This window comes from Rhodococcus sp. IEGM 1305 (genome assembly GCF_030058635.1).
GTDB lineage: Bacteria > Actinomycetota > Actinomycetes > Mycobacteriales > Mycobacteriaceae > Rhodococcus_F > Rhodococcus_F opacus_D.
On sequence record NZ_JASHKX010000035.1, the window covers coordinates 19655 to 38632 of the forward strand.

The following is an 18978-nucleotide window of genomic DNA, read 5'->3' on the forward strand; positions in this document are numbered from 1 at the left end:
ATGCACATGACCACCCCAACCAGCCGTCTGGACGTCGAGCAAGCAGAAGCGCGAATCGCCTGGGTCACCCAGGCTCGTTGCCGGGAAGTCGATCCCGACCAACTTTTTGTACGCGGCGCAGCACAGCGCAAGGCCGCAACCATTTGCCGGCATTGCCCGGTATTGATGCAGTGCGGAGCCGATGCTCTCGACAATCGTGTCGAGTTCGGCGTGTGGGGTGGCATGACGGAACGTCAGCGCCGGGCGCTGCTCAAGCAGCACCCCGAGGTGGAATCATGGTCCGACTTCTTCGAAGCTCAGCGGCAGCACCAATCCGCTGTCTGAAATTCGAGGATCGGAATCGCAGACAGGCACAGGCGGGTGACCGGTTCTCCGGCAGCGAGCTGATCAGCTCGTGCGGGTGAGCTGGTCACCTACCGCTCTCAACGCCTCGAGGTCCGACACCTCGAACGGCAGCGAGGGCACGCCGACGATCGGCACCCGAGGGTGGGCGGCCGTGAACCGGCTCAGCAGTTGGACCTCACGCTTGGCGATCACCGCCCGATGGGCGTGGATTCGCAGCACAGCGGCGGTGAGGGGGTCTTGGTCCCCGAGTTGGTCGGCGGCAGTGACCGCATGATCGGCCGACAGGGAACTGAGAGTGGGGTGCGTCCGATTCAGGACGAGGCCCGCGAGCGGCATTTCGTCGCCTGCGAGCCGGTCGACGAAGAACGCCGCCTCCCGCAGCGCATCCGGCTCCGCGGCCGCGATCACCAGAAACTTCGTTCCCGGCTGCCGGAGCAATTCGTAAGTGCGCGTGGCTCTTTCCCGGAAACCGCCGAACATCGAGTCCAGTGACTGCACGAAACTCGAGGCGTCCGACAGCATCTGACTGCCCACGATGGTGGAGACGCCGCGCAGCGCCAGGCCCATCGCACCGGTGACGAGCCGGGTGAGACCTCGGCCCGGCGCGGTGAGCAGCCGGATCATGCGACCGTCGAGGAACGCGCCCAGGCGCTGGGGTGCGTCGAGGAAGTCCAGAGCGTTGCGGGACGGCGGCGTGTCGACGATCACCAGGTCCCACTTGTCGCTGGAGGCCAGCTGCCCCAGCTTCTCCATCGCCATGTACTCCTGCGTTCCCGAGAACGAGGTGGCGACGGTCTGATAGAAGGGGTTCGCGAGAATCTGCTCCGCCTTCTCCGGTGTGGAGTGCTCGATCACCATCTCGTCGAACGTGCGGCGCATGTTGAGCATCATCGCGTGCAGTTCGCCTGTCGCGTCCGGTCCGAGCTGCACGGGTTGCGGCGTGTTGTCGAGTTCCGCGACGCCGAGCGCCTGCGCGAGCCGGCGCGCCGGGTCGATGGTCAGCACGACCACCTTTCGCCCCTGCTCCGCCGCGCGCAGTGCCAGCGACGCGGCCGTGGTGGTCTTGCCGACGCCACCGGCGCCGCAGCACACGACGATCCGTGTGGTCCTGTTCGCCAGAATCCCCGCGACATCGAGAGCGGAGGCGGTGCGGCGACGCTCGTGTTCAGTTGTCTGGGTCATCGGACACCCTGTTCCGTCAGATATTCGGCGAGTTCGTACAGTCCGCCCAGGTCGACACCGTCGGCGAGGGACGGCAGATGCAACCGCGCCCCGTCCACTTCGCTGAGTGCTCCGGCACTCTCCTCCTGCGCTTCGAGGACGGACGCGTGCTCGATCGTCTCGGTGAGCAACCCGGCGAAATCGTCTTCGTCGAGGGTGATCCCGCTCTTCTGCAGTCCGGCCCGGATGGCCTCGGCGTCGATGCGGCCCTTCGCGGCGTCGGCCAGCGTCTCGGCGGGCAGGAACTGCGGGCTGGTGCGGTTGACCACGATGGTGCCCAGTCGCAGATCGGCGCGGGCCAGTTCCTCTGCGGCGTCGGTGGTCTCCTGCACCGGAAGCGCCTCGAGCAGCGTCACGAGGTGGACGACGGTCTCGTCGGAATGCAGCAGGCGCACCACGCCCTCACTCTGCGAACGCACCGGCCCGCCCTTCGCGAGGTCCGCCATCGCCTTCGTCACGTCGAGGAAGTTGCCGATCCGCCCGGTCGGTGGGGCGTCGACGACGACGGCGTCGTACACCCGCTTGCCGGACTTGTCGGTGCGGACGACACATTCCTTGATCTTGCCGGTCAGCAGCACGTCCCGAAGCCCGGGTGCGATGGTGGTGGCGAACTCGATGGCGCCGAACTTGCGCATCGCACGGCCGGCGAAACCGAGGTTGTAGAACATCTCGAGGTATTCGAGGAACGCGGTCTCGATGTCGATGGCCAGCGCCATGACCTCCCCGCCACCCTCGGCGGCCGCGACTTTCGTCTCCTGCGGCGGCAGCGGTGGCACGTCGAAGAGCTGGGCTATCCCCTGCCGGCCCTCGACTTCCACCAGCAGCACGCGACGCCCACCCTCGGCCAGCGCGAGAGCCAACGCGGCGGCCACCGTGGACTTTCCGGTGCCGCCCTTTCCGGAGACGAAGTGCAGCCGGGCCTGCGCGGCCTTCTCGGGCCACGTCGGGGTGAGCTGGTCTGGGGATGCAACCACGGGTCGAGCCTATAAGTCTGGGAGCCGGGATGTGCGGGGGATAGGCTCACCGGCATGAGTGAATTGACTTCCTGGGAGTACGCCACCGTTCCGCTGCTCACACATGCGACCAAGCAGATCCTCGACCAGTGGGGCACCGACGGCTGGGAACTGGTGACGGTTCTGCCCGGGCCCACCGGTGAGCAGCACGTCGCGTACCTGAAGCGTCCGAAGGGCTGACGGCCGTGGCAGAGACACAGAACTGGTCCGCGCGCCTCGCCGAACTCGGCATCACGCTGCCGTCCGTCGTTCCGCCGGTGGCCGCCTACGTGCCCGCCGTGCGCACCGGCAACTACGTCTACACGTCGGGGCAGCTGCCGATCGTCGAGGGCAAGCTGACGATCGCGGGCAAGCTCGGCGCCGGCGTGTCGGACGAAGACGCCAAGGCCGCGGCCCGGGCCTGCGCACTCAACGCGCTGGCGGCGGTCGACGCGCTCGTCGGCATCGACTCGGTGGTGCGGATCGTGAAGGTCGTCGGATTCGTCGCGTCCGCCGAGGGATTCACCGGTCAGCCCGGTGTGGTGAACGGCGCTTCGGAATTCCTCGGCGAGGTGTTCGGGGACGCGGGTGCCCACGCGCGTTCGGCCGTCGGCGTCGCGGAACTGCCGCTCGGCGCCCCCGTCGAGGTGGAACTGATCGCCGAAGTGCAGCCGGAGTCGTAGTGCCATGACTCTTGCCCATCCGGCCTACGCCCAGGTGCGGGAGGTCACCCCGATCGTCTCGGTGATGCTCGAGAACAATCCCGGCATGATGACGCTCGACGGAACCAACACGTGGATTCTGCGTGCGCCGGGCCGGGACGAGTGTGTGGTGGTCGACCCGGGTGACGCCGACGAGGAGCATCTCGCCCGCGTCGCGGCACTCGGACCGGTCGCACTGACGCTGATCACTCACCGTCATTTCGACCACACCGGGGGAGTGCAGCGGTTCTTCGAACTCACCGGCGCGCCCGTGCGTTCGGTGGACCCCGAATTTCTTCGCGGCGGCGGCGAAACCCTCGTGGACGGCGAGACCATCGACGTCGCGGGGCTCACCCTCACGGTGTTCGCCACGCCCGGGCACACGAAGGATTCGGTGTCCTTCACCGTGGAAGGTGAGGGCACCGTCCTCACCGGCGACACGATCCTCGGCCGCGGCACCACGGTGCTCGACGACACGGACGGCGACCTCGGCGACTATCTGTCGTCGCTGCGCCGCCTGCTGGACCTCGGAACCGGACACCGGGTGATGCCCGGCCACGGACCCGAACTGCCCGAACTGAACGTCGTCGCGCAGCAGTACCTCGATCATCGCGAGGAGCGGCTCGACCAGGTGCGGGCCGCGATCGAGGCACTCGGGGGCACACCCACCGTTCGCGAGGTGGTCGAGCACGTCTACTCCGACGTCGACCCCAAGTTGTGGCCGGTGGCGGAGAAGTCCGTCAACGTGCAGCTCGCGTACCTGCGCAGCCACGACTGACCACTGAACGACTGCGGCCACCCCCTCGATGTGAGGGGGTGGCCGCAGTCGTAGGTGCGGGAACTACCGTGCGCGACGTGCCAGGCGCTCGGAGTCGGAGATCAGCACGCTCTTGCCTTCGAGGCGCAGCCATCCGCGGTGCGCGAAGTCGGCGAGCGCCTTGTTGACGGTCTCACGGGAAGCGCCGACGAGCTGGGCGATCTCTTCCTGCGTGAGGTCGTGGGTGACGCGGAGCGAGCCCGCCTCCTGGGTGCCGAACCGCTGCGCGAGCTGCAGCAGCGCCTTGGCGACACGACCGGGGACGTCCGTGAAGATGAGGTCGGCCAGGTTGTTGTTGGTACGACGCAGACGGCGCGCGAGCACCCGCAGGAGCTGTTCGGCGATCTCGGGGCGGTGGTCGATCCACGCCTTGAGCGCTTCGCGGTCCATGCTGACGGCGCGGACCTCGGTGACCGTCGTGGCGGTGGACGTACGCGGGCCCGGGTCGAAGATGGACAGCTCACCGAACATGTCGGACGGGCCCATGATCGTCAGCAGGTTCTCACGGCCGTCCGGCGAGCGGCGACCGATCTTCACCTTGCCCGAAACGATGATGTACAGGCGGTCACCGGGCTCACCTTCGTTGAAGATGACATGTCCGCGGGGGAAGTCGACAGGCTGCAGCTGCTTGGTCAGCGCCGCTACCGCTGAGGGCTCGACTCCTTGGAAGATGCCGGCTCTTGCCAGGACGTCGTCCACGTGCGCTCCTTGGGAATATTGTTCGTCTGTATGCATATTGTGCGCGATTTGCTGCATGTCGACGATGCCCCGGTGATCCGCGGCGTGTCGCTGTGCAACAGGTACGGCTCTGAAGTCTACGTTGAGACGGCTCGGTCTGAGTGACCGATACCACGGAAGTCGCAAAAGTTAACCGGAGGATGCGTCCTGCGGTGTGCTGTTTCGGGGGCTTCCCAGCGCTCAGCTGGCGCGCCGCGAGCCCACTTCGGTGACGGCGGCGTCGTCGGATTCGAAGCCCGACCGACCCTTGCGCCGTCGATGGAAGCGTGCCAATGCGTGGGGAAAACCTTCGTGGGCCAGGGTGGCCACTTCGTCGTGACTTGCCTGGTCGAGGAACTCTTCCACCTCTTGCTGACGAACCGTGAGCCGGCGGAGTCTGAACTCCACCCGCTCCATTGCCAGCGCAAACAGCATCAGCAGCACTGGGAAGAGGACCACAGCGAGACCTTGCATACCGGGAAGTAAACACTGCAAATGTCTCAGAAGCGACACAGCGGCGATTCGGATCGGTCGGGTATCCGTAGAGTTGATCCCGTGCATGCGACCCCCAGCGACGGCTCCGAAGTGCGTGGACGCACCCGTTCGCGGGCCGCGAAGCAGGACGAAACCCGGCTCGGACTCGTCCGGCGGGCCCGGAGAATGAACCGGCGGCTCGCCGAGGCCTTCCCGCACGTCTACTGCGAGCTCGACTTCACCACCCCACTCGACCTCGCCGTCGCGACCATCCTCTCCGCGCAGTGCACTGACGTGCGGGTGAACATGGTGACGCCGGCGCTGTTCGCCCGCTATCCCGACGCCAAGGCGTACGCGGAGGCCGAACGCACCGAACTCGAGGAGTACATCCGGTCCACGGGTTTCTACCGAAACAAGACGAATTCTCTGATCGGGCTCGGGCAGGCTCTGCTCGAACGGTTCGACGGCGAGGTCCCCGGCAACCTGAAGGACCTCGTGACGCTCCCCGGGATCGGCCGGAAGACGGCCAACGTGATCCTCGGCAACGCGTTCGATGTGCCCGGAATCACCGTCGACACCCACTTCGGGAGGCTCGTCCGACGCTGGAAGTGGACCGAGGAGGAAGACCCGGTCAAGGTCGAGCACGCGATCGGCGCCCTGATCGAGCGCAAGGAGTGGACGCTGCTCTCGCACCGGGTGATCTTTCACGGCAGGCGTGTCTGCCACGCCCGCAAGCCCGCCTGCGGGGTGTGTGTACTCGCCAAGGACTGTCCGTCGTACGGGCTCGGTCCGATCGACCCGGACGTCGCCGCAGAACTGGTTCGTGGACCGGAGACGGAGCATCTGCTGCGTCTGGCCGGCAGGTGAGGGTAGATACGAGTGTCTAGCGCAGCGCGGTGGAGTCTGGCCGCCCTCGTGGTCGTGGTGGCTCTCGTCGTCGCGATCTGGCCGCGGGGCGACGACGCGGAGGTGCCGTCGTACCAGGATCGGTTCGGTTCGGGTGGTAGCACCCCGACGGCGGTGAGCGCCGATCCCGACGCGCTCGCGGCACTGAGGACGCAGGCGGGGTTGGCATCGTGCCCCGCCGCGACGGCCACGTCCGAGCCGTCGCCGGGTGCGGTCCTGTCCGGCATCACACTGGAATGCGTGGGCGACGGCAGCCAGGTGGATCTGGCCGCCGCGCTCGGTGGTAAACCGGCGCTGCTGAACCTGTGGGCCTACTGGTGCGGCCCCTGCGCCGAGGAGCTGCCCTTTATGCAGCAGTTTTCGGATCGTGCGGGTGACGCGGTTACCGTGCTTACGGTGCACACCGATCCCAACGAGTCCAGCGCGCTGTCCCGGCTCGTCGATTACTCCGTCACCCTGCCCGGTGTGCAGGACGCCGACGGGCGTGTCCGCGCCGCGGTCGGAGCCCCGCCCGTCCTGCCCGTCTCGGTGCTGATCCGGCCGGACGGCACGGTGGCCAAGGTCCTGCCGCAGCCGTTCCGCAGCGTCGACGAGATCGCGGACGCCGTCGAACAGAACCTGGGGGTGGCGGCATGACGAACTCCGTGGACGGTGTCGCCGTTCCGCCCTGGCTGCGCCGCGTCGTGCACCGGACCCCGGCCGACCCGCACAAGATCAACCCCGTCCTCGATCGGCGCGCACCCCGCGGCGCGACCACCCGTGAGGCGGCGGTGCTCGTGTTGTTCGGCGGCCCCGTCGAGGCGGACCCGCTGATGTCGGGAGGCCTGCCCGCCGACGCCGACGTCCTGCTCACCCAGCGTGCGTCCACGATGCGTCAGCACAGCGGCCAGGTGGCATTCCCCGGCGGCGCCAGCGATCCCGGCGACGAGGGCCCCATCGCCACCGCGCTGCGGGAGGCGCAGGAGGAGACGGGACTCGACCCCTCCGGTGTCCGCCCGCTTGCCGTGCTCGAGGAGATCTTCATCCCGCCGTCCGGTTTCGACGTCACTCCCGTCCTGGCGTACTGGGAGAGGCCCAGCGCTGTCGGCGTGGTCGATCCCGCGGAGGCCGAACGTGTCGCCCGGGTGCCCGTGCACACCCTGATCGATCCGCGGAACCGGTTCCAGGTGCGTCACCCGGCCGGCTACCAGGGGCCCGCGTTCGCCGTCGACGGCATGCTCGTGTGGGGTTTCACGGCCGGCATCCTGGCCGCTCTGTTCGCGGTCTCCGGCTGGGAACAGGAGTGGGACCGCCACGACATCCGCGACCTCGACACCGTCCTCGCCGAACTCGACAACGATCTGGACGACGATCATCTGACCCACGGTCACGGCCGGCCGGCGGCCGAGCGATGACGGGCTCGCGCTGGATCGACCTGGCGATCGTGCTGATCGCCTTCGTCGCCGCGACATCCGGCTGGCGGCAGGGCGCGGTGGCGTCGGTGCTCGCGTTCATCGGGGTCGTGCTCGGTGCGGTGGCGGGCATCCTGATCGCCCCGCACGTGCTGGTGCACGTGGACGAGGGCCGCGGTCGTGTGCTGGTCGGTATCGCCCTGATCGTGGTGCTGGTCATTGTCGGCGAAGTCGCGGGCATGGTCCTGGGCCGGGCCGCGCGGGGAAGCATGCACAGTCCGGTCGCGCGGTCCGTCGACAGCGTGATCGGCGCCTGCGTGCAGGCCGTCGCGGTGTTCGTCGCGGCGTGGCTGCTGGCGATCCCGCTCACGTCCTCGTCCCAGCCTCAGCTGGCGGCGGCGGTGCGCGGGTCGAGTGTCCTTGAAACGGTCGACAACATCGCGCCCGCCTGGATGCGGCAACTGCCCACCGAGTTCACTGCCCTGCTCGACACGTCCGGGCTTCCCGACGTCATCGGGCCGTTCGGGCGCACCCCCATCACGACCGTCGACCCGCCGGACGCCAGCGTCCTGCAGAGCCCCGTCGCGTCCTCGCTGCAGTCGAGCGTGCTGCGGATCCGGGGTGTGGCCCCGAGTTGTCAGCGCGCGCTCGAGGGATCCGGTTTCGTCGTTGCCCCCGACCGGGTGATGACCAACGCCCACGTGGTCGCGGGGACGGCGGGCATCGTCGTCGACACCGCGAACGGGCCGATGGACGCGGAGGTCGTGCTGTTCGACCCGTCCGCCGACGTCGCGGTGCTCGAGGTGCCCGGACTGGACGCCCCCGTTCTGAACTTCGCGCCCGAGCCGGCGCAGACCGGCGACAACGCCCTGGTGCTCGGCTACCCGGGCGGCGGGCCGTACACGGCCAGCGCCGCGCGTGTCCGGGAGATCCTGGACCTCAGTGGTCCCGACATCTACCGGGCGGGAACGGTCCAGCGTGAGGTGTACACGGTCCGCGGTTCCATTCGGCAGGGCAACTCGGGCGGGCCGCTCGTCGACAGCGACGGCCGGGTGCTCGGGGTGGTGTTCGGCGCCGCCGTCGACAACAGCGACACCGGGTTCGTGCTCACCGCCGTCGAGGTGTCGCGTCAGCTGCAGGCGGCGTCCGGGGCGTCCGTCGCCGTGGACACCGGGGCGTGCATCCTCTGACGGTCGGTCAGACCGTGCGGGGTGCGACGAGATCCAGCAGGGCGGCGTTGACGCGTTCGGGGGCTTCCCAGTGCGCGTAGTGGCCGACACCGGGGACCGTCTGCATCTGCTGGGTGGGCGCGAAGCGGTGGCTGCGGCGCACGGTGTCCGCGAGCACGTACGGGTCGAGGTCGCCGTGGAGGTGCAGGACCGGGATCCGCAGTTTCTGATCCATCGACGCCATGAACCGGCTGCCGTCCGGCCGGAACTGGCTGCGGAACGCCCACCGCTGATACTCCAGGGTGCAGTGCGCGGTCCCGGGAATCTGGATCGCTGAGCGCATCCGTGACATCACGACGTCGAACTCCGGGTTCTCCGTCCAGGCCGGGCCGGAGCGTTCGCGGATCAACCGTTCGACCTCCGACCCGTTGTCCCGGGTGAGGTGACGTTCGGGACGCCACGGCACCTGGCAGGAGACGAACGAGGGCAGCAGGGCCTTGCGCTGGTAGCGGTCGTGGAGGACGGCCTGCTTGAGCGCGACGGGATGCGGCGAGCTGACCAGTGCGATCGACCGGACGAGGCGAGCGTGGAGAACGGCCGTGGCCCAGCAGACGAGGCCGCCGTCGGCGTGCCCGACGAGGGTTGCCTCGCCGTAGCCCATCGCCCGGATGAGGCCGGCGATGTCGCCGGCCAGCGTCCACCCGTCGTAGCCGCGCGGCGGTTTGTCGGAATCGCCGTAGCCGCGGAGGTCGACGGCGACGGCCCGGTATCCCTCCGCGGACAGCGCGGTCAGCTGATGGCGCCACGACCACCAGAAGTCCGCGAATCCGTGCAGCAGGACGACGAGGGGCGCATCCGGTGCGGATGCGCCGACCTCGACGGTGTGGAAGCGGATTCCGTTGGCATGGATGTCGCGATGAATCCAGGGGCCGTCGAAACGGACGGTAGACGGATCGGGTGGTGCCACAGGAGCGAGTTACCGCGCGTGACGTCCGCTGGACGACGCGAGATGGGCTTCCGCGTCCGAGTACGACGTCGGAAGGACCGTCTTGGCCTGCTTCAGCGAGTCGATGGTCTTCTCGGGTGCGCGGAGTTTGCGTACCCGCAGATAACCGAGCAGCGCTAGGACCGCCGTCACCACGACCATGATCAGGAAGACGATCAGGAACGCCAGCCAGCGCGCGATCCACACGTCGAGGAGTTCGGCGAGGAAGAAGAAGAAGAAAAACGAGCTGAACAGCAGCACGGTGAACGCGAGGATGAAGAACAGGCTGCCCTGCAGGCCCTTCTTGACCTCACCGGTGACCTCGGCCTTGGCGAGCTCGACCTCGGCCCGGAACAGGGTGGACACCTGTGCGGTCGCATGCTTGACCAGCGTGCCGAGGCTCGCCTCGCCGGGTGTCTGAGCGTCTACGTCCGTGAGCGGGATCGACGACACCGTGTTCGGCACCCCGTCTCCCGTGTATCGCGGGCTGTCTCCCTTGCCGTGAGTGATGCTCACTTGTCGACCCCTCCAGGTAGCTCTTGCACTTCCGAGTCATCCTTCCGGGCCGCATGGGCCCGACCGCGTCGCCACAGTAACGCTGATCCGATCAGCGACGCTGTCAACGATGTCACGAGCACCGCGACCTTAGCTATTTCGGCCTCGCTGCCGTCACCGATTCCCGCAAGCGCGAGATCCGCTACGAGAAGGCTAACGGTGAACCCGATCGCACCGAGCACTGAGAGGGCAAACATGTCCCGGAACCCCAGTGCTCGCGGCTTCTTCGCGATACCCAGGCGGATCGCGAGCCAGGAGATGCCGAAGATGCCGACGGTCTTGCCGACGAGGAGCCCCGCGATCACGGACTGCGAGATGGGGTTGGTGAACAGCTGCCCGAGGAGCTCGCTGCTCAGGGCCACGCCGGACGCGAACAGGGCGAACACCGGGACGCAGACGCCCGCCGACAGCGGCTGGATGCGGTGCTCGAGGCGGGAGGCCGGGGATTCACGCTCGCCGGGGTCGCGCCGGACCCGGGTGAGGAGGCCGAGAGCGACACCGGCGAGGGTGGCGTGGATTCCGGCGTCGTGCATGCAGTACCAGGTGAGCAGTGCGAGTGGAACGTAGAGCAGCGGGGTGGTGATGCGCCGGTGCTGGGCGAACGCGTAGACGGCCAGGCACACGACTGCGCCCAGCAGCCACAGCAGGGCGATCGAGCTGGTGAACAGGACCGCGATGAGCACGATCGCGAGGAGGTCGTCGACGACGGCCAGGCTGAGCAGGAACACCCGGGCGCTGGCCGGGATGCGAGACCCGGTCAGCGCCAGCACACCCAATGCGAACGCGATGTCGGTGGCGACCGGGATCGCCCAGCCCCGTTCCATGCCGGGTGTGCCGGCGCCGATCGTCGCGGCGATGATCGCGGGCACGACCACACCGCCGCAGGCCGCGATGATCGGGAGCAGGGCACGTTTGCGGTCGGCGAGTTCGCCCACCACCATTTCCCGCTTCAGTTCGAGGCCGGCGACGAAGAAGAAGACCGCCAGCAGCCCGTCCTGCGCCCACGTCCCGACCGTCAGATTCAGGTGGAGTGCCTCTGGGCCGATCTGCCAGTCGCGCAGTGCGAAGTACGAATCCGAGACGGGGGAGTTCGCCCACACGAGGGCGATCGCCGCGGCGATCAGCAGGATCGAACCGCCGACCGTCTCGGTGCGGAGGTAGCGGGAGAGTTCGGAGCGGAGGGGCTGGGTCACCGGGGGCGCTCGCTTTCGATGTGGTCCGGGTACGGCAAATGCTCTGCCGACCAGACTTCCCGGCGCACCGAGAAGAGCTTATCCAATTTGCCAAGCGAAAGACACGAGGTGTTCAATTCCTAAGAAATGGACTCTCGTCCCAATAGTTGAAATAGCATCGTGCAGGAGTAAGTCGAGTGAGCAGTGCCGTCGATACGTCGAAGCCAGAACCGGACGGCGGGGCCACCGTCGCCGGCGTACCCAGAAGCCGGATCGTCGTCGCGAGCATGGTGGGAACATCCATCGAGTTCTACGACTTCTACATCTATGCCACCGCGGCCGTGTCGGTGTTCCCACACCTGTTCTTCCCCAAGGGAAACGGCACCACCGCCCTGCTGGCATCACTTGCCACGTTCGGTCTCGCCTTCGTCGCCCGGCCACTCGGCTCGATCCTGTTCGGCCACTTCGGCGACCGCATCGGACGCAAGACGACGCTCGTCGGCTCCCTCCTCACCATGGGCATCGCCACATTCGTGATCGGATTGCTGCCGACGTACCACCAGATCGGCCTCGTCGCGCCCGCCCTGCTGGCGTTGATGCGCTTCTGCCAGGGTCTGGGGCTGGGCGGTGAGTGGAGTGGCGCGGCGTTGCTCGCGACCGAGACCGCACAGAAGGGCAAGCGGGCCTGGGCAGCCATGTGGCCGCAGCTCGGCGCACCCATCGGGTTCTTCCTCGCCAACGGTCTGTTCCTGATCATCACGCTGTTCCTGGACCACGACAACAGCACCCCCGACCTGGACGGCGCATTCCTGACCTGGGGCTGGCGTATCCCATTCCTGCTCAGCGCGATCATGGTGATGATCGGCCTGTACGTGCGGCTGAAGCTCGAGGAGACACCCGTGTTCGCCCGCGCGGTCGCGCGGGGCGAGAAGGTGAAGACCCCGCTGGCCGAGGTGTTCAAGACCAGCTGGCGTCAGCTGATCATCGGCACGTTCGTCATGCTCGCCACGTACACGCTCTTCTACATCATGACCACCTGGGTGCTCAGCTACGGCACCGGCAAGACCCCCGCCCAGGGCGGCACCGGAGCCGGCTTCCACTACACCGACTTCCTCGTCCTCCAGCTGATTGCGGTCCTGTTCTTCGCGGCCGCCGTCCCCGTCTCGGGGTGGCTGGCCGACCGCTTCGGTCGCCGCATCACGCTGCTCACGATCACCGGACTCATCATGGTCTTCGGGCTCACGTTCGGTGTCATGCTGAACCAGGAGGGCATGGGCAACGCCCGCATGCTCGTATTCCTGGCCATCGGAATGTTGTTGATGGGCATGACCTTCGGACCGATGAGCGCCGTTCTGCCGGAGTTGTTCCCGACCAACGTGCGCTACACGGGTTCGGGGATCGCCTACAACACCGCCAGCATCCTCGGTGCCGCCGTCGCGCCGTTCATCGCCACCTGGCTCGCCACGTCGTACGGCGTCGGCTGGGTTGGCATCTACCTGCTGATCGCCGCCGCACTCACGTTCGTCGCGCTGCTCGTCATGCGCGAGACGCGCGACCAGTCGCTCGACGACGTAGGGGCGTAGTCCCCGTGCGCCTTTCTGGTTGTTCCAACTACCAGAAAGGCGCACGGGCTACGCCTATAGTTCTTGCATGGCGAAAGCCGTGCTGCTGTCCAGGACGGCCCGGATCCGGCTGCCGAAGCAGGATCTGTGGTCGTTCCTCGCCGATACCGATCGGCTCAACCGCAACATCGATCTGTCACCGGTGCACTTCGCTCCGATGCTGGACCGGCGGCGCAAGGGACACTATTCGGCGGAGACCCGTTCGTACGGGCGGCGGGTGCGGTACGAGGAGTTCCCGTTCGAGTGGATCGAGGGCCGCTTCTACCAGGTCCTTCGTCGGTTCTCCCGCGGTCCGCTCGCGGAGGTCTCCACGGGTGTCCGGCTTCGCCCGGCCGCCGACGGGACCGACGTCGAGGTGTTCGCCCGGATCGTCCCGCGTACCTGGTTCGGGGCGATCGTGGCGCGAACCCTGCTGGCGCGCACGGGCATCCGGAAGACGGTGGCGCTCGCGCGGGCGTTGGAACTCCACATCCGCGACCCGCAGACGCATGCCGTGCCCGCGCTGCCGCCGCCGGAGCAACTCGACGCCGGCCGGCTGGAACTCCGCACGGCACAGCTGTCCCGATCGCACGATGCCCCGAACCTGATCGGGCGCTTGGAATCCCACCTGCGGACCGCGTCCGACCTGGAGGTGACGGGCATGCGACCGTTCGAGCTGGCGGACCGCTGGGGTGTCGATCGGATGCAACTGCTGTACGTCTTCCTCCACGCCGCGGACTGCGGCCTGCTGGACCTGAGCTGGAGCGTGCTGTGTCCGGTCTGCCGGACGGTCCGCGAGGACGCCGGCCGGATTCGACAACTGGCGAGCCGCGTCCACTGCGACACCTGCGACATTGCCTTCGACACCGACCTGGCACGGTCGGTGGAGATCCGCTTCGACGTCAACCCGGCCGTCCGCCGGGCGGAGCGGGCCCGGTACTGCATCGGTGGTCCGGCGAATTCCCCGTCGGCGGTGGCGCAGTTGCGGCTCGAGCCGGGCGAGCAGCGTTCCGAGCGGCTCGAAGTCGACCCGGGATGGTTGCGGCTCCGGTGCTATCAGGTGGGTGCCCCGGTGGCTTGCGAGGTCGGCTCTGCCGGTGGAACGCTGCGGGTCGAGTGCGGGCCCGGCGAACTCCGGGTGCTTGGTTCGCCCGACATCGGCGGGGCGATCCGGCTGGAGGTCGACAACCGGCTCCCCGGCGAGGCGCTGGTGGTGGTCGAGCGGGAGCGGTGGAAGGACGCCGCGGCGACCGGCGCGCTCGTCACGTCGCTCGACGGTTTCCAGGACCTGTTCCCGGATCAGGGGGTGGCGCCCGGCGACGAGATCGGGATAGCGAACCTGGCGGTGCTGTTCACGGATCTGAGCGGTTCGACCGCCCTGTACGAGCGCATCGGGGACGTCCGGGCGTTCGCGTTCGTGCAGAGCCATTTCCGCTACCTGCGTGACGCCGTGGTGCGCGAGAACGGCGGGGTGGTGAAGCAGATGGGCGACGCGGTGATGGCGACGTTCGCCGATGCGAGGGAGGCCTGGTCGGCGGCGGCGTCGATGCAGTCCGGCTGGGACGATTTCCGTCGCGGGCACCTCGGTGACGACGACTCGGTGGCGTTGAAGGTCGGGCTGCATCAGGGGCCCGCCGTGATGATCGACAACGACGGCCGGATCGACTACTTCGGCGCGACCGTCAACTTGGCGGCGCGGGTGCAGGGGTGTGCGGCGGGCGGCGACATCGTCCTGTCCCGGGCCGTTCACGACGACCCGGAGGTGGCGCCGTTGCTGGCGGAATCGGACTACCGGTGCGACGTCTTCACGACCGGTCTGAAGGGTATCGGCGAGGAGCAGACGCTGTGGCGGCTTCGCCGCCCGTGAGTGGTTGAGGAGTGCAGGGACTCGTCAACCACTCACGGGGCGCGGAGCGCCCTACTTGCCGCGGATCGCGTCGAAGACCTTGGGGTCGACGAGCGTGGAGGTGTCGCCGAGGTCGCGGCCTTCGGCGATGTCCTTGAGCAGGCGTCGCATGATCTTGCCCGACCTCGTCTTGGGGAGTTCGGGGACGATCGTGATCTGGCGGGGCTTGGCGATCGGGCTGATCTCCCGGGACACTTCGGCCTTGAGTTCGGCGATGAGGGTGTCGCCGGTGTTCTCGACACCCTCGCGGAGGATGACGAACGCGACGATGCCCTGGCCGGTGGTCTCGTCCGCGGCGCCGACGACGGCGGCTTCGGCGACACCGTGGTGCCCGACGAGGGCGGATTCGACCTCGGAGGTGGAGATGCGGTGTCCGGAGACGTTCATGACGTCGTCCACGCGGCCGAGGACCCACAGTGCGCCGTCCTCGTCGTACTTGGCGCCGTCGCCGGCGAAGTACCAGCCCTGCTCTAGGTAGCGGGACCAGTAGGTTTCGCGGTAGCGGTCCATGTCGCCCCAGATGCCGCGGAGCATCGCCGGCCACGGCTTGTCGAGCACGAGGTAGCCGGAGCCGCCGGCGCCGAGTTCGTTGGCGTCGTCGTCGACGATCTTCGCGGAGATGCCGGGCAGGGGTGCCATCGCGGATCCGGGTTTGGTGGCGGTGATTCCGGGGAGCGGGGAGATCATGATCGCGCCGGTCTCGGTCTGCCACCAGGTGTCGACGATCGGGGCCGTGTTTCCGCCGATCACCTCGCGGAACCACTTCCAGGCCTCGGGGTTGATCGGTTCGCCGACCGAGCCGAGGAGCCGGATCGAGGACAGGTCGTGGGCGTCGGGAATGTCGCGGCCCCACTTCATGAAGGTGCGCACCAGGGTGGGTGCGGTGTAGTAGATGCTGACGCGGTATTTCTCGATGATCTGGAAGTGGCGGTGTTCGTCGGGGGAGTTCGGGGTGCCCTCGTAGACCACCTGGGTGACGCCGTTCGAGAGTGGCCCGTAGACGATGTAGCTGTGGCCGGTGACCCAGCCGATGTCGGCGGTGCACCAGTACACGTCCTGCCCGGCCTTGTGGTCGAACACGTTGTGGTGGGTGTACGACGCCTGGGTGAGGTAGCCGCCGGAGGTGTGGATGATGCCCTTGGGCTTTCCGGTGGTGCCGGAGGTGTACAGGATGAACAGCGGGTGCTCGGAGTCGAACGGCTGCGCCTGATGGGTGCCCTCCGCCTTCTCGACGGTCTCGTGCCACCACAGGTCACGACCCTCGGTGGTGTCGACGTCGATGCCGGTGCGCTTGACGACGAGCACGTGCTTGACGGACTCGGCGCCGTCCACCGCTTCGTCGACGGCGGGCTTGAGGGGTGCGGCCTGGCCGCGGCGCCACTGTCCGTCGACGGTGACGACGAGCTTGGCTTCGGCGTCGTCGATGCGCGAGCGCAGGGCGCTGGCGGAGAAGCCGGCGAACACCACCGAATGGGTCAGGCCGAGACGGGCGCAGGCGAGCATGGTGACGATGGCCTCGGGGATCATCGGCATGTAGATCGCGACGCGGTCGCCGGCGACGAGTCCGAGGTCGCTGAAGGTGTTGGCGGCCTTGCTGACTTCGGCGAGCAGGTCGTTGTAGGTCAGGTCGCGGGTGTCGCCCGGTTCGCCCTCGAAGTGGATGGCGACGCGGTCGCCGTTGCCGGCGAGGACGTGGCGGTCGACGCAGTTGTAGGCGACGTTGAGCCGTCCGTTCACGAACCACTTCGCGACGGGCGCGTCGGACCAGTCGAGGACCTCGGAGAACGGGGCGTGCCAGTGCAGGCGCTCGGCCTGCTTCGCCCAGAATGCGAGACGGTCTTCGTCGGCGGCAGCCTGAAGCTCGGGGCCGGCGTTCGCCGTGGCGGTGAACTCGGGGCTCGGCGGATACACCTGCGGGACGGAATCAGAATGTTCCGACTTCTCCGTCGCTCCGCTCGCCTGTGCTGCACTGGTCATTGTGGCCCGGCCTTCTTTCCAGTCTCGAATTCGGCACTTCTAGCACGTGTGAGGGTAGTCACATGGTCTCCCGAGCGCACCGTTGCAGAGGGTTGCATGCCCATATTCTGCGACGATCGGTCGACTGGACGCGACGGACGGCGATCGGGTGCGACGAGTGGAGACCCCTGCGCCCACGATGTTTCGATCAGGTGCCGATTGCACGAGTTTCGCCCGTCGTGGCTACACAGATTGAAACCTTGACTTATCGTCATCCCATCATTCGGGCTGCGCCCGGAGCCGCTGCCCGGAACCACGCAGATCTGGGAGGAACGCTTTGCGCATCACACGTGTGGCAACCGCCGTTGTGGCGGTCGGCCTGGCAGCAGGGATGCTGTCCGCCTGCTCGTCCGGTGATTCGACGAGCGGGGGTGGTAGCGGAATCGTCAACGCCTGGGCAAGTGAACCGCAGAATCCGTTGATTCCCACCAATACGAGCGAGAATCAGGGCGGCCGCGTCGTCGACTCACTGTTCGCGGGGCTCGTCTCCTACGACTCCGACGGCGGGGTGAACAACGAGGTCGCCGAGTCGATCGAGACGACGGACGGCAAGAACTTCACCGTGAAGCTGAAGGACGGCTGGACGTTCACGGACGGCACGCCGGTCACGGCGGCCTCCTTCGTCGACGCCTGGAATTACGGCGCGCTGTCCACGAATGCGCAGATCCAAGCGTCCTTCTTCGACCCGATCCAGGGCTACGACGAGGTGGCCGCCGAGAACCCGACGGTGCAGACCATGTCGGGACTGAAGGTGGTCGACGACTCCACGTTCACGATCGAACTGAAACAGCCCGAGTCGGCCTTCCCGGACCGCCTCGGGTTCGCCGCGTACTACCCGTTGCCTGCGGTGGCGTACCAGGACATGGCGGCGTTCGGTGAGAATCCCGTCGGCAACGGTCCGTACATGATGTCCGGCCCCGGAGCGTGGCAGCACAACGTCCGGATCGACACCGTCGTGAACCCCGACTACAACGGCAACCGTAAGCCGAAGAACGCCGGCGTCGACTTCGTCATGTACAACAGCCTCGACACGGCGTACACGGATCTGCTCGCGGGCAACGTCGACGTCCTCGACCAGGTGCCGCCGAGCGCGGTGACCACGTTCGAGACCGACCTGCCGGGCCGCACCGTGAATCAGCCGTCCGCGACCATCGAGACGTTCACGATCCCGGGCCGGCTGCCGCACTTCAGCGGTGAGGAGGGCACGCTGCGCCGCCAGGCCATCTCGATGGCGATCAACCGCGACCAGATCACCCAGCAGATCTACAACAACACCCGCACCCCCGCGCTCGACTTCACCAGCCCCGCCATCGAGGGCTGGTCGGATTCGCTCGTCGGCAACGGCAACCTGAAGTACGACCCGGAGGCGGCGAAGAGGCTGTGGGCCCAGGCCGACGCCATCGCCCCGTGGTCGGGCAGTTTCGAGATCGCGTATAACGGCGACGGCGGCCACAAGGAATGGGTCGACGCCACCGCCAACAACATCCGCAATACCCTCGGTATCGATGCGAAGGGCAAGGAGTACCCCACTTTCGCGCAGATCCGTACCGAGGCCACCAACCGCACCATCCCCAGCGCGTTCCGTTCGGGGTGGCAGGGCGACTACCCGCAGCAGTACGGCTTCCTCGCGCAGAACTACCAGACCGGCGGCAGCTCCAACGACGGCGACTACTCGAACCCCGAGTTCGACCGGCTGCTGCGTGCCTCCGCGGGTGAGGTCGATCCCGACAAGGCCCAGGAACTGCTGAACCAGGCGCAGGAAGTGCTCCTACGCGACCTGCCCGCCGTCCCGACGTGGTACCGCAACGCCGCCAGCGGCTGGTCGGAGAACGTGTCGAACGTGGTCATCGATTGGAAGGGCATCCCGATGTACTCCGACATCGAGAAGAACTGACGCACCGGAGATTCTTCGACGACGGGTGGGGCCGCGAGCTGTCAGTTCGCGGCCCCACCCGGGAGTACGAGCCGAGGCTACGGATTCCTGACGTCACTGCTCCCGACGAATAGGAG

At 67.6% G+C, this 18978-nt stretch carries 19 protein-coding genes; 11 read left to right on the forward strand and 8 right to left on the reverse strand.

The genetic code is table 11. From position 1 onward, the window contains the following. Positions 1–324, forward strand: coding sequence for a WhiB family transcriptional regulator (locus QM693_RS30380; protein ID WP_005248496.1), 324 nt, complete (start codon positions 1–3; stop codon positions 322–324). A 63-nt stretch (positions 325–387) separates the two neighbouring features. On the opposite strand, the gene bagB is transcribed toward QM693_RS30380, so the two are convergent. Next, positions 388–1527 carry an ATPase BagB gene (bagB, locus tag QM693_RS30385; RefSeq protein WP_105421794.1) on the reverse strand — a complete coding sequence of 380 codons (1140 nt, stop codon included), beginning with the start codon at positions 1525–1527 and terminating at the stop codon, positions 388–390. Continuing rightward, complete coding sequence (gene bagA, locus QM693_RS30390; protein ID WP_283332826.1) at positions 1524–2540, reverse strand: ATPase BagA; 1017 nt, start codon at positions 2538–2540, stop codon at positions 1524–1526. Before bagA ends, bagB begins: the two co-directional genes overlap by 4 nt. A gap of 54 nt (positions 2541–2594) precedes the next feature. Here bagA and sp36 point away from each other — a divergent pair, with 54 nt between their 5' ends. Genes sp36 through QM693_RS30405 form a run of 3 tightly spaced genes read left to right on the forward strand, consistent with a single transcriptional unit; the run spans position 2595 to position 4037 of the window. Continuing rightward, entirely contained in the window at positions 2595–2759 is a 165-nt protein-coding gene (sp36, locus tag QM693_RS30395) for a Sp36 family protein (protein ID WP_005248493.1), read from the forward strand. Between the two features lie 5 nt (positions 2760–2764). Then, on the forward strand, positions 2765–3241 hold the full coding sequence (locus tag QM693_RS30400; RefSeq protein ID WP_009477371.1) for a RidA family protein: 477 nt from the start codon (positions 2765–2767) through the stop codon (positions 3239–3241). Between the two features lie 4 nt (positions 3242–3245). After that, a complete protein-coding gene (locus QM693_RS30405; RefSeq protein WP_283332827.1) occupies positions 3246–4037 on the forward strand; it encodes an MBL fold metallo-hydrolase in 792 nt (263 codons plus the stop codon). A 63-nt stretch (positions 4038–4100) separates the two neighbouring features. On the opposite strand, the gene QM693_RS30410 is transcribed toward QM693_RS30405, so the two are convergent. Together QM693_RS30410 and QM693_RS30415 are read right to left on the reverse strand one after the other, a co-directional pair. Further along, a complete protein-coding gene (locus QM693_RS30410) occupies positions 4101–4775 on the reverse strand; it encodes a Crp/Fnr family transcriptional regulator (RefSeq protein WP_005256089.1) in 675 nt (224 codons plus the stop codon). A 219-nt stretch (positions 4776–4994) separates the two neighbouring features. Then, positions 4995–5267, reverse strand: coding sequence for a hypothetical protein (locus QM693_RS30415; RefSeq protein ID WP_005248489.1), 273 nt, complete (start codon positions 5265–5267; stop codon positions 4995–4997). 21 nt (positions 5268–5288) lie between these two features. On the opposite strand from QM693_RS30415, the gene nth reads away from it, so the two are divergent. Genes nth through marP form a run of 4 tightly spaced genes read left to right on the forward strand, consistent with a single transcriptional unit; the run spans position 5289 to position 8754 of the window. Next, positions 5289–6134, forward strand: coding sequence for an endonuclease III (gene nth, locus QM693_RS30420; protein WP_011596762.1), 846 nt, complete (start codon positions 5289–5291; stop codon positions 6132–6134). Between the two features lie 12 nt (positions 6135–6146). Next, positions 6147–6809, forward strand: coding sequence for a TlpA family protein disulfide reductase (locus QM693_RS30425; protein ID WP_283354192.1), 663 nt, complete (start codon positions 6147–6149; stop codon positions 6807–6809). Further along, positions 6806–7567 carry an NUDIX hydrolase gene (locus tag QM693_RS30430; RefSeq protein WP_283354193.1) on the forward strand — a complete coding sequence of 254 codons (762 nt, stop codon included), beginning with the start codon at positions 6806–6808 and terminating at the stop codon, positions 7565–7567. The genes QM693_RS30425 and QM693_RS30430 overlap by 4 nt, the downstream gene beginning before the upstream one ends. After that, positions 7564–8754 carry an acid resistance serine protease MarP gene (gene marP / locus QM693_RS30435; RefSeq protein WP_280782906.1) on the forward strand — a complete coding sequence of 397 codons (1191 nt, stop codon included), beginning with the start codon at positions 7564–7566 and terminating at the stop codon, positions 8752–8754. The genes QM693_RS30430 and marP overlap by 4 nt, the downstream gene beginning before the upstream one ends. A gap of 7 nt (positions 8755–8761) precedes the next feature. Here the strand turns inward: marP and QM693_RS30440 are convergent, their stop codons facing one another. Genes QM693_RS30440 through nhaA form a run of 3 tightly spaced genes read right to left on the reverse strand, consistent with a single transcriptional unit; the run spans position 8762 to position 11466 of the window. Then, entirely contained in the window at positions 8762–9700 is a 939-nt protein-coding gene (locus QM693_RS30440; protein WP_283354194.1) for an alpha/beta fold hydrolase, read from the reverse strand. A 9-nt stretch (positions 9701–9709) separates the two neighbouring features. After that, positions 9710–10234, reverse strand: a complete 525-nt coding sequence (locus QM693_RS30445) for a phage holin family protein (protein WP_280782904.1) — start codon at positions 10232–10234, stop codon at positions 9710–9712. Continuing rightward, entirely contained in the window at positions 10231–11466 is a 1236-nt protein-coding gene (nhaA, locus tag QM693_RS30450; protein WP_283354195.1) for a Na+/H+ antiporter NhaA, read from the reverse strand. Before nhaA ends, QM693_RS30445 begins: the two co-directional genes overlap by 4 nt. Positions 11467–11642: 176 nt before the next feature. On the opposite strand from nhaA, the gene QM693_RS30455 reads away from it, so the two are divergent. Both QM693_RS30455 and QM693_RS30460 read left to right on the forward strand, forming a co-directional pair. Continuing rightward, entirely contained in the window at positions 11643–13028 is a 1386-nt protein-coding gene (locus tag QM693_RS30455) for an MFS transporter (protein WP_283332833.1), read from the forward strand. A gap of 67 nt (positions 13029–13095) precedes the next feature. Next, a complete protein-coding gene (locus QM693_RS30460) occupies positions 13096–14913 on the forward strand; it encodes an adenylate/guanylate cyclase domain-containing protein (protein ID WP_283354196.1) in 1818 nt (605 codons plus the stop codon). A 51-nt stretch (positions 14914–14964) separates the two neighbouring features. Here the strand turns inward: QM693_RS30460 and acs are convergent, their stop codons facing one another. Then, the gene (gene acs, locus QM693_RS30465) at positions 14965–16929 is read right to left on the reverse strand and encodes an acetate--CoA ligase (protein WP_283354197.1); all 1965 of its coding nucleotides are present in this window, start codon (positions 16927–16929) and stop codon (positions 14965–14967) included. A 316-nt stretch (positions 16930–17245) separates the two neighbouring features. On the opposite strand from acs, the gene QM693_RS30470 reads away from it, so the two are divergent. Next, positions 17246–18862 carry a peptide ABC transporter substrate-binding protein gene (locus QM693_RS30470; protein ID WP_037203504.1) on the forward strand — a complete coding sequence of 539 codons (1617 nt, stop codon included), beginning with the start codon at positions 17246–17248 and terminating at the stop codon, positions 18860–18862. The last annotated feature ends 116 nt before the right edge of the window (positions 18863–18978 follow it).

What these genes read in the sequence shown, in the direction of transcription:
- QM693_RS30380 (WP_005248496.1), top strand. Translation starts at nt 1, where the DNA reads ATGCACATGACCACCCCAACCAGCCGTCTGGACGTCGAGCAAGCAGAA.
- bagB (WP_105421794.1), bottom strand. Translation starts at nt 1,527, where the DNA reads ATGACCCAGACAACTGAACACGAGCGTCGCCGCACCGCCTCCGCTCTC.
- sp36 (WP_005248493.1), top strand. Translation starts at nt 2,595, where the DNA reads ATGAGTGAATTGACTTCCTGGGAGTACGCCACCGTTCCGCTGCTCACA.
- QM693_RS30405 (WP_283332827.1), top strand. Translation starts at nt 3,246, where the DNA reads ATGACTCTTGCCCATCCGGCCTACGCCCAGGTGCGGGAGGTCACCCCG.
- QM693_RS30415 (WP_005248489.1), bottom strand. Translation starts at nt 5,267, where the DNA reads ATGCAAGGTCTCGCTGTGGTCCTCTTCCCAGTGCTGCTGATGCTGTTT.
- nth (WP_011596762.1), top strand. Translation starts at nt 5,289, where the DNA reads ATGTCTCAGAAGCGACACAGCGGCGATTCGGATCGGTCGGGTATCCGT.
- QM693_RS30430 (WP_283354193.1), top strand. Translation starts at nt 6,806, where the DNA reads ATGACGAACTCCGTGGACGGTGTCGCCGTTCCGCCCTGGCTGCGCCGC.
- marP (WP_280782906.1), top strand. Translation starts at nt 7,564, where the DNA reads ATGACGGGCTCGCGCTGGATCGACCTGGCGATCGTGCTGATCGCCTTC.
- QM693_RS30460 (WP_283354196.1), top strand. Translation starts at nt 13,096, where the DNA reads ATGGCGAAAGCCGTGCTGCTGTCCAGGACGGCCCGGATCCGGCTGCCG.
- acs (WP_283354197.1), bottom strand. Translation starts at nt 16,929, where the DNA reads ATGACCAGTGCAGCACAGGCGAGCGGAGCGACGGAGAAGTCGGAACAT.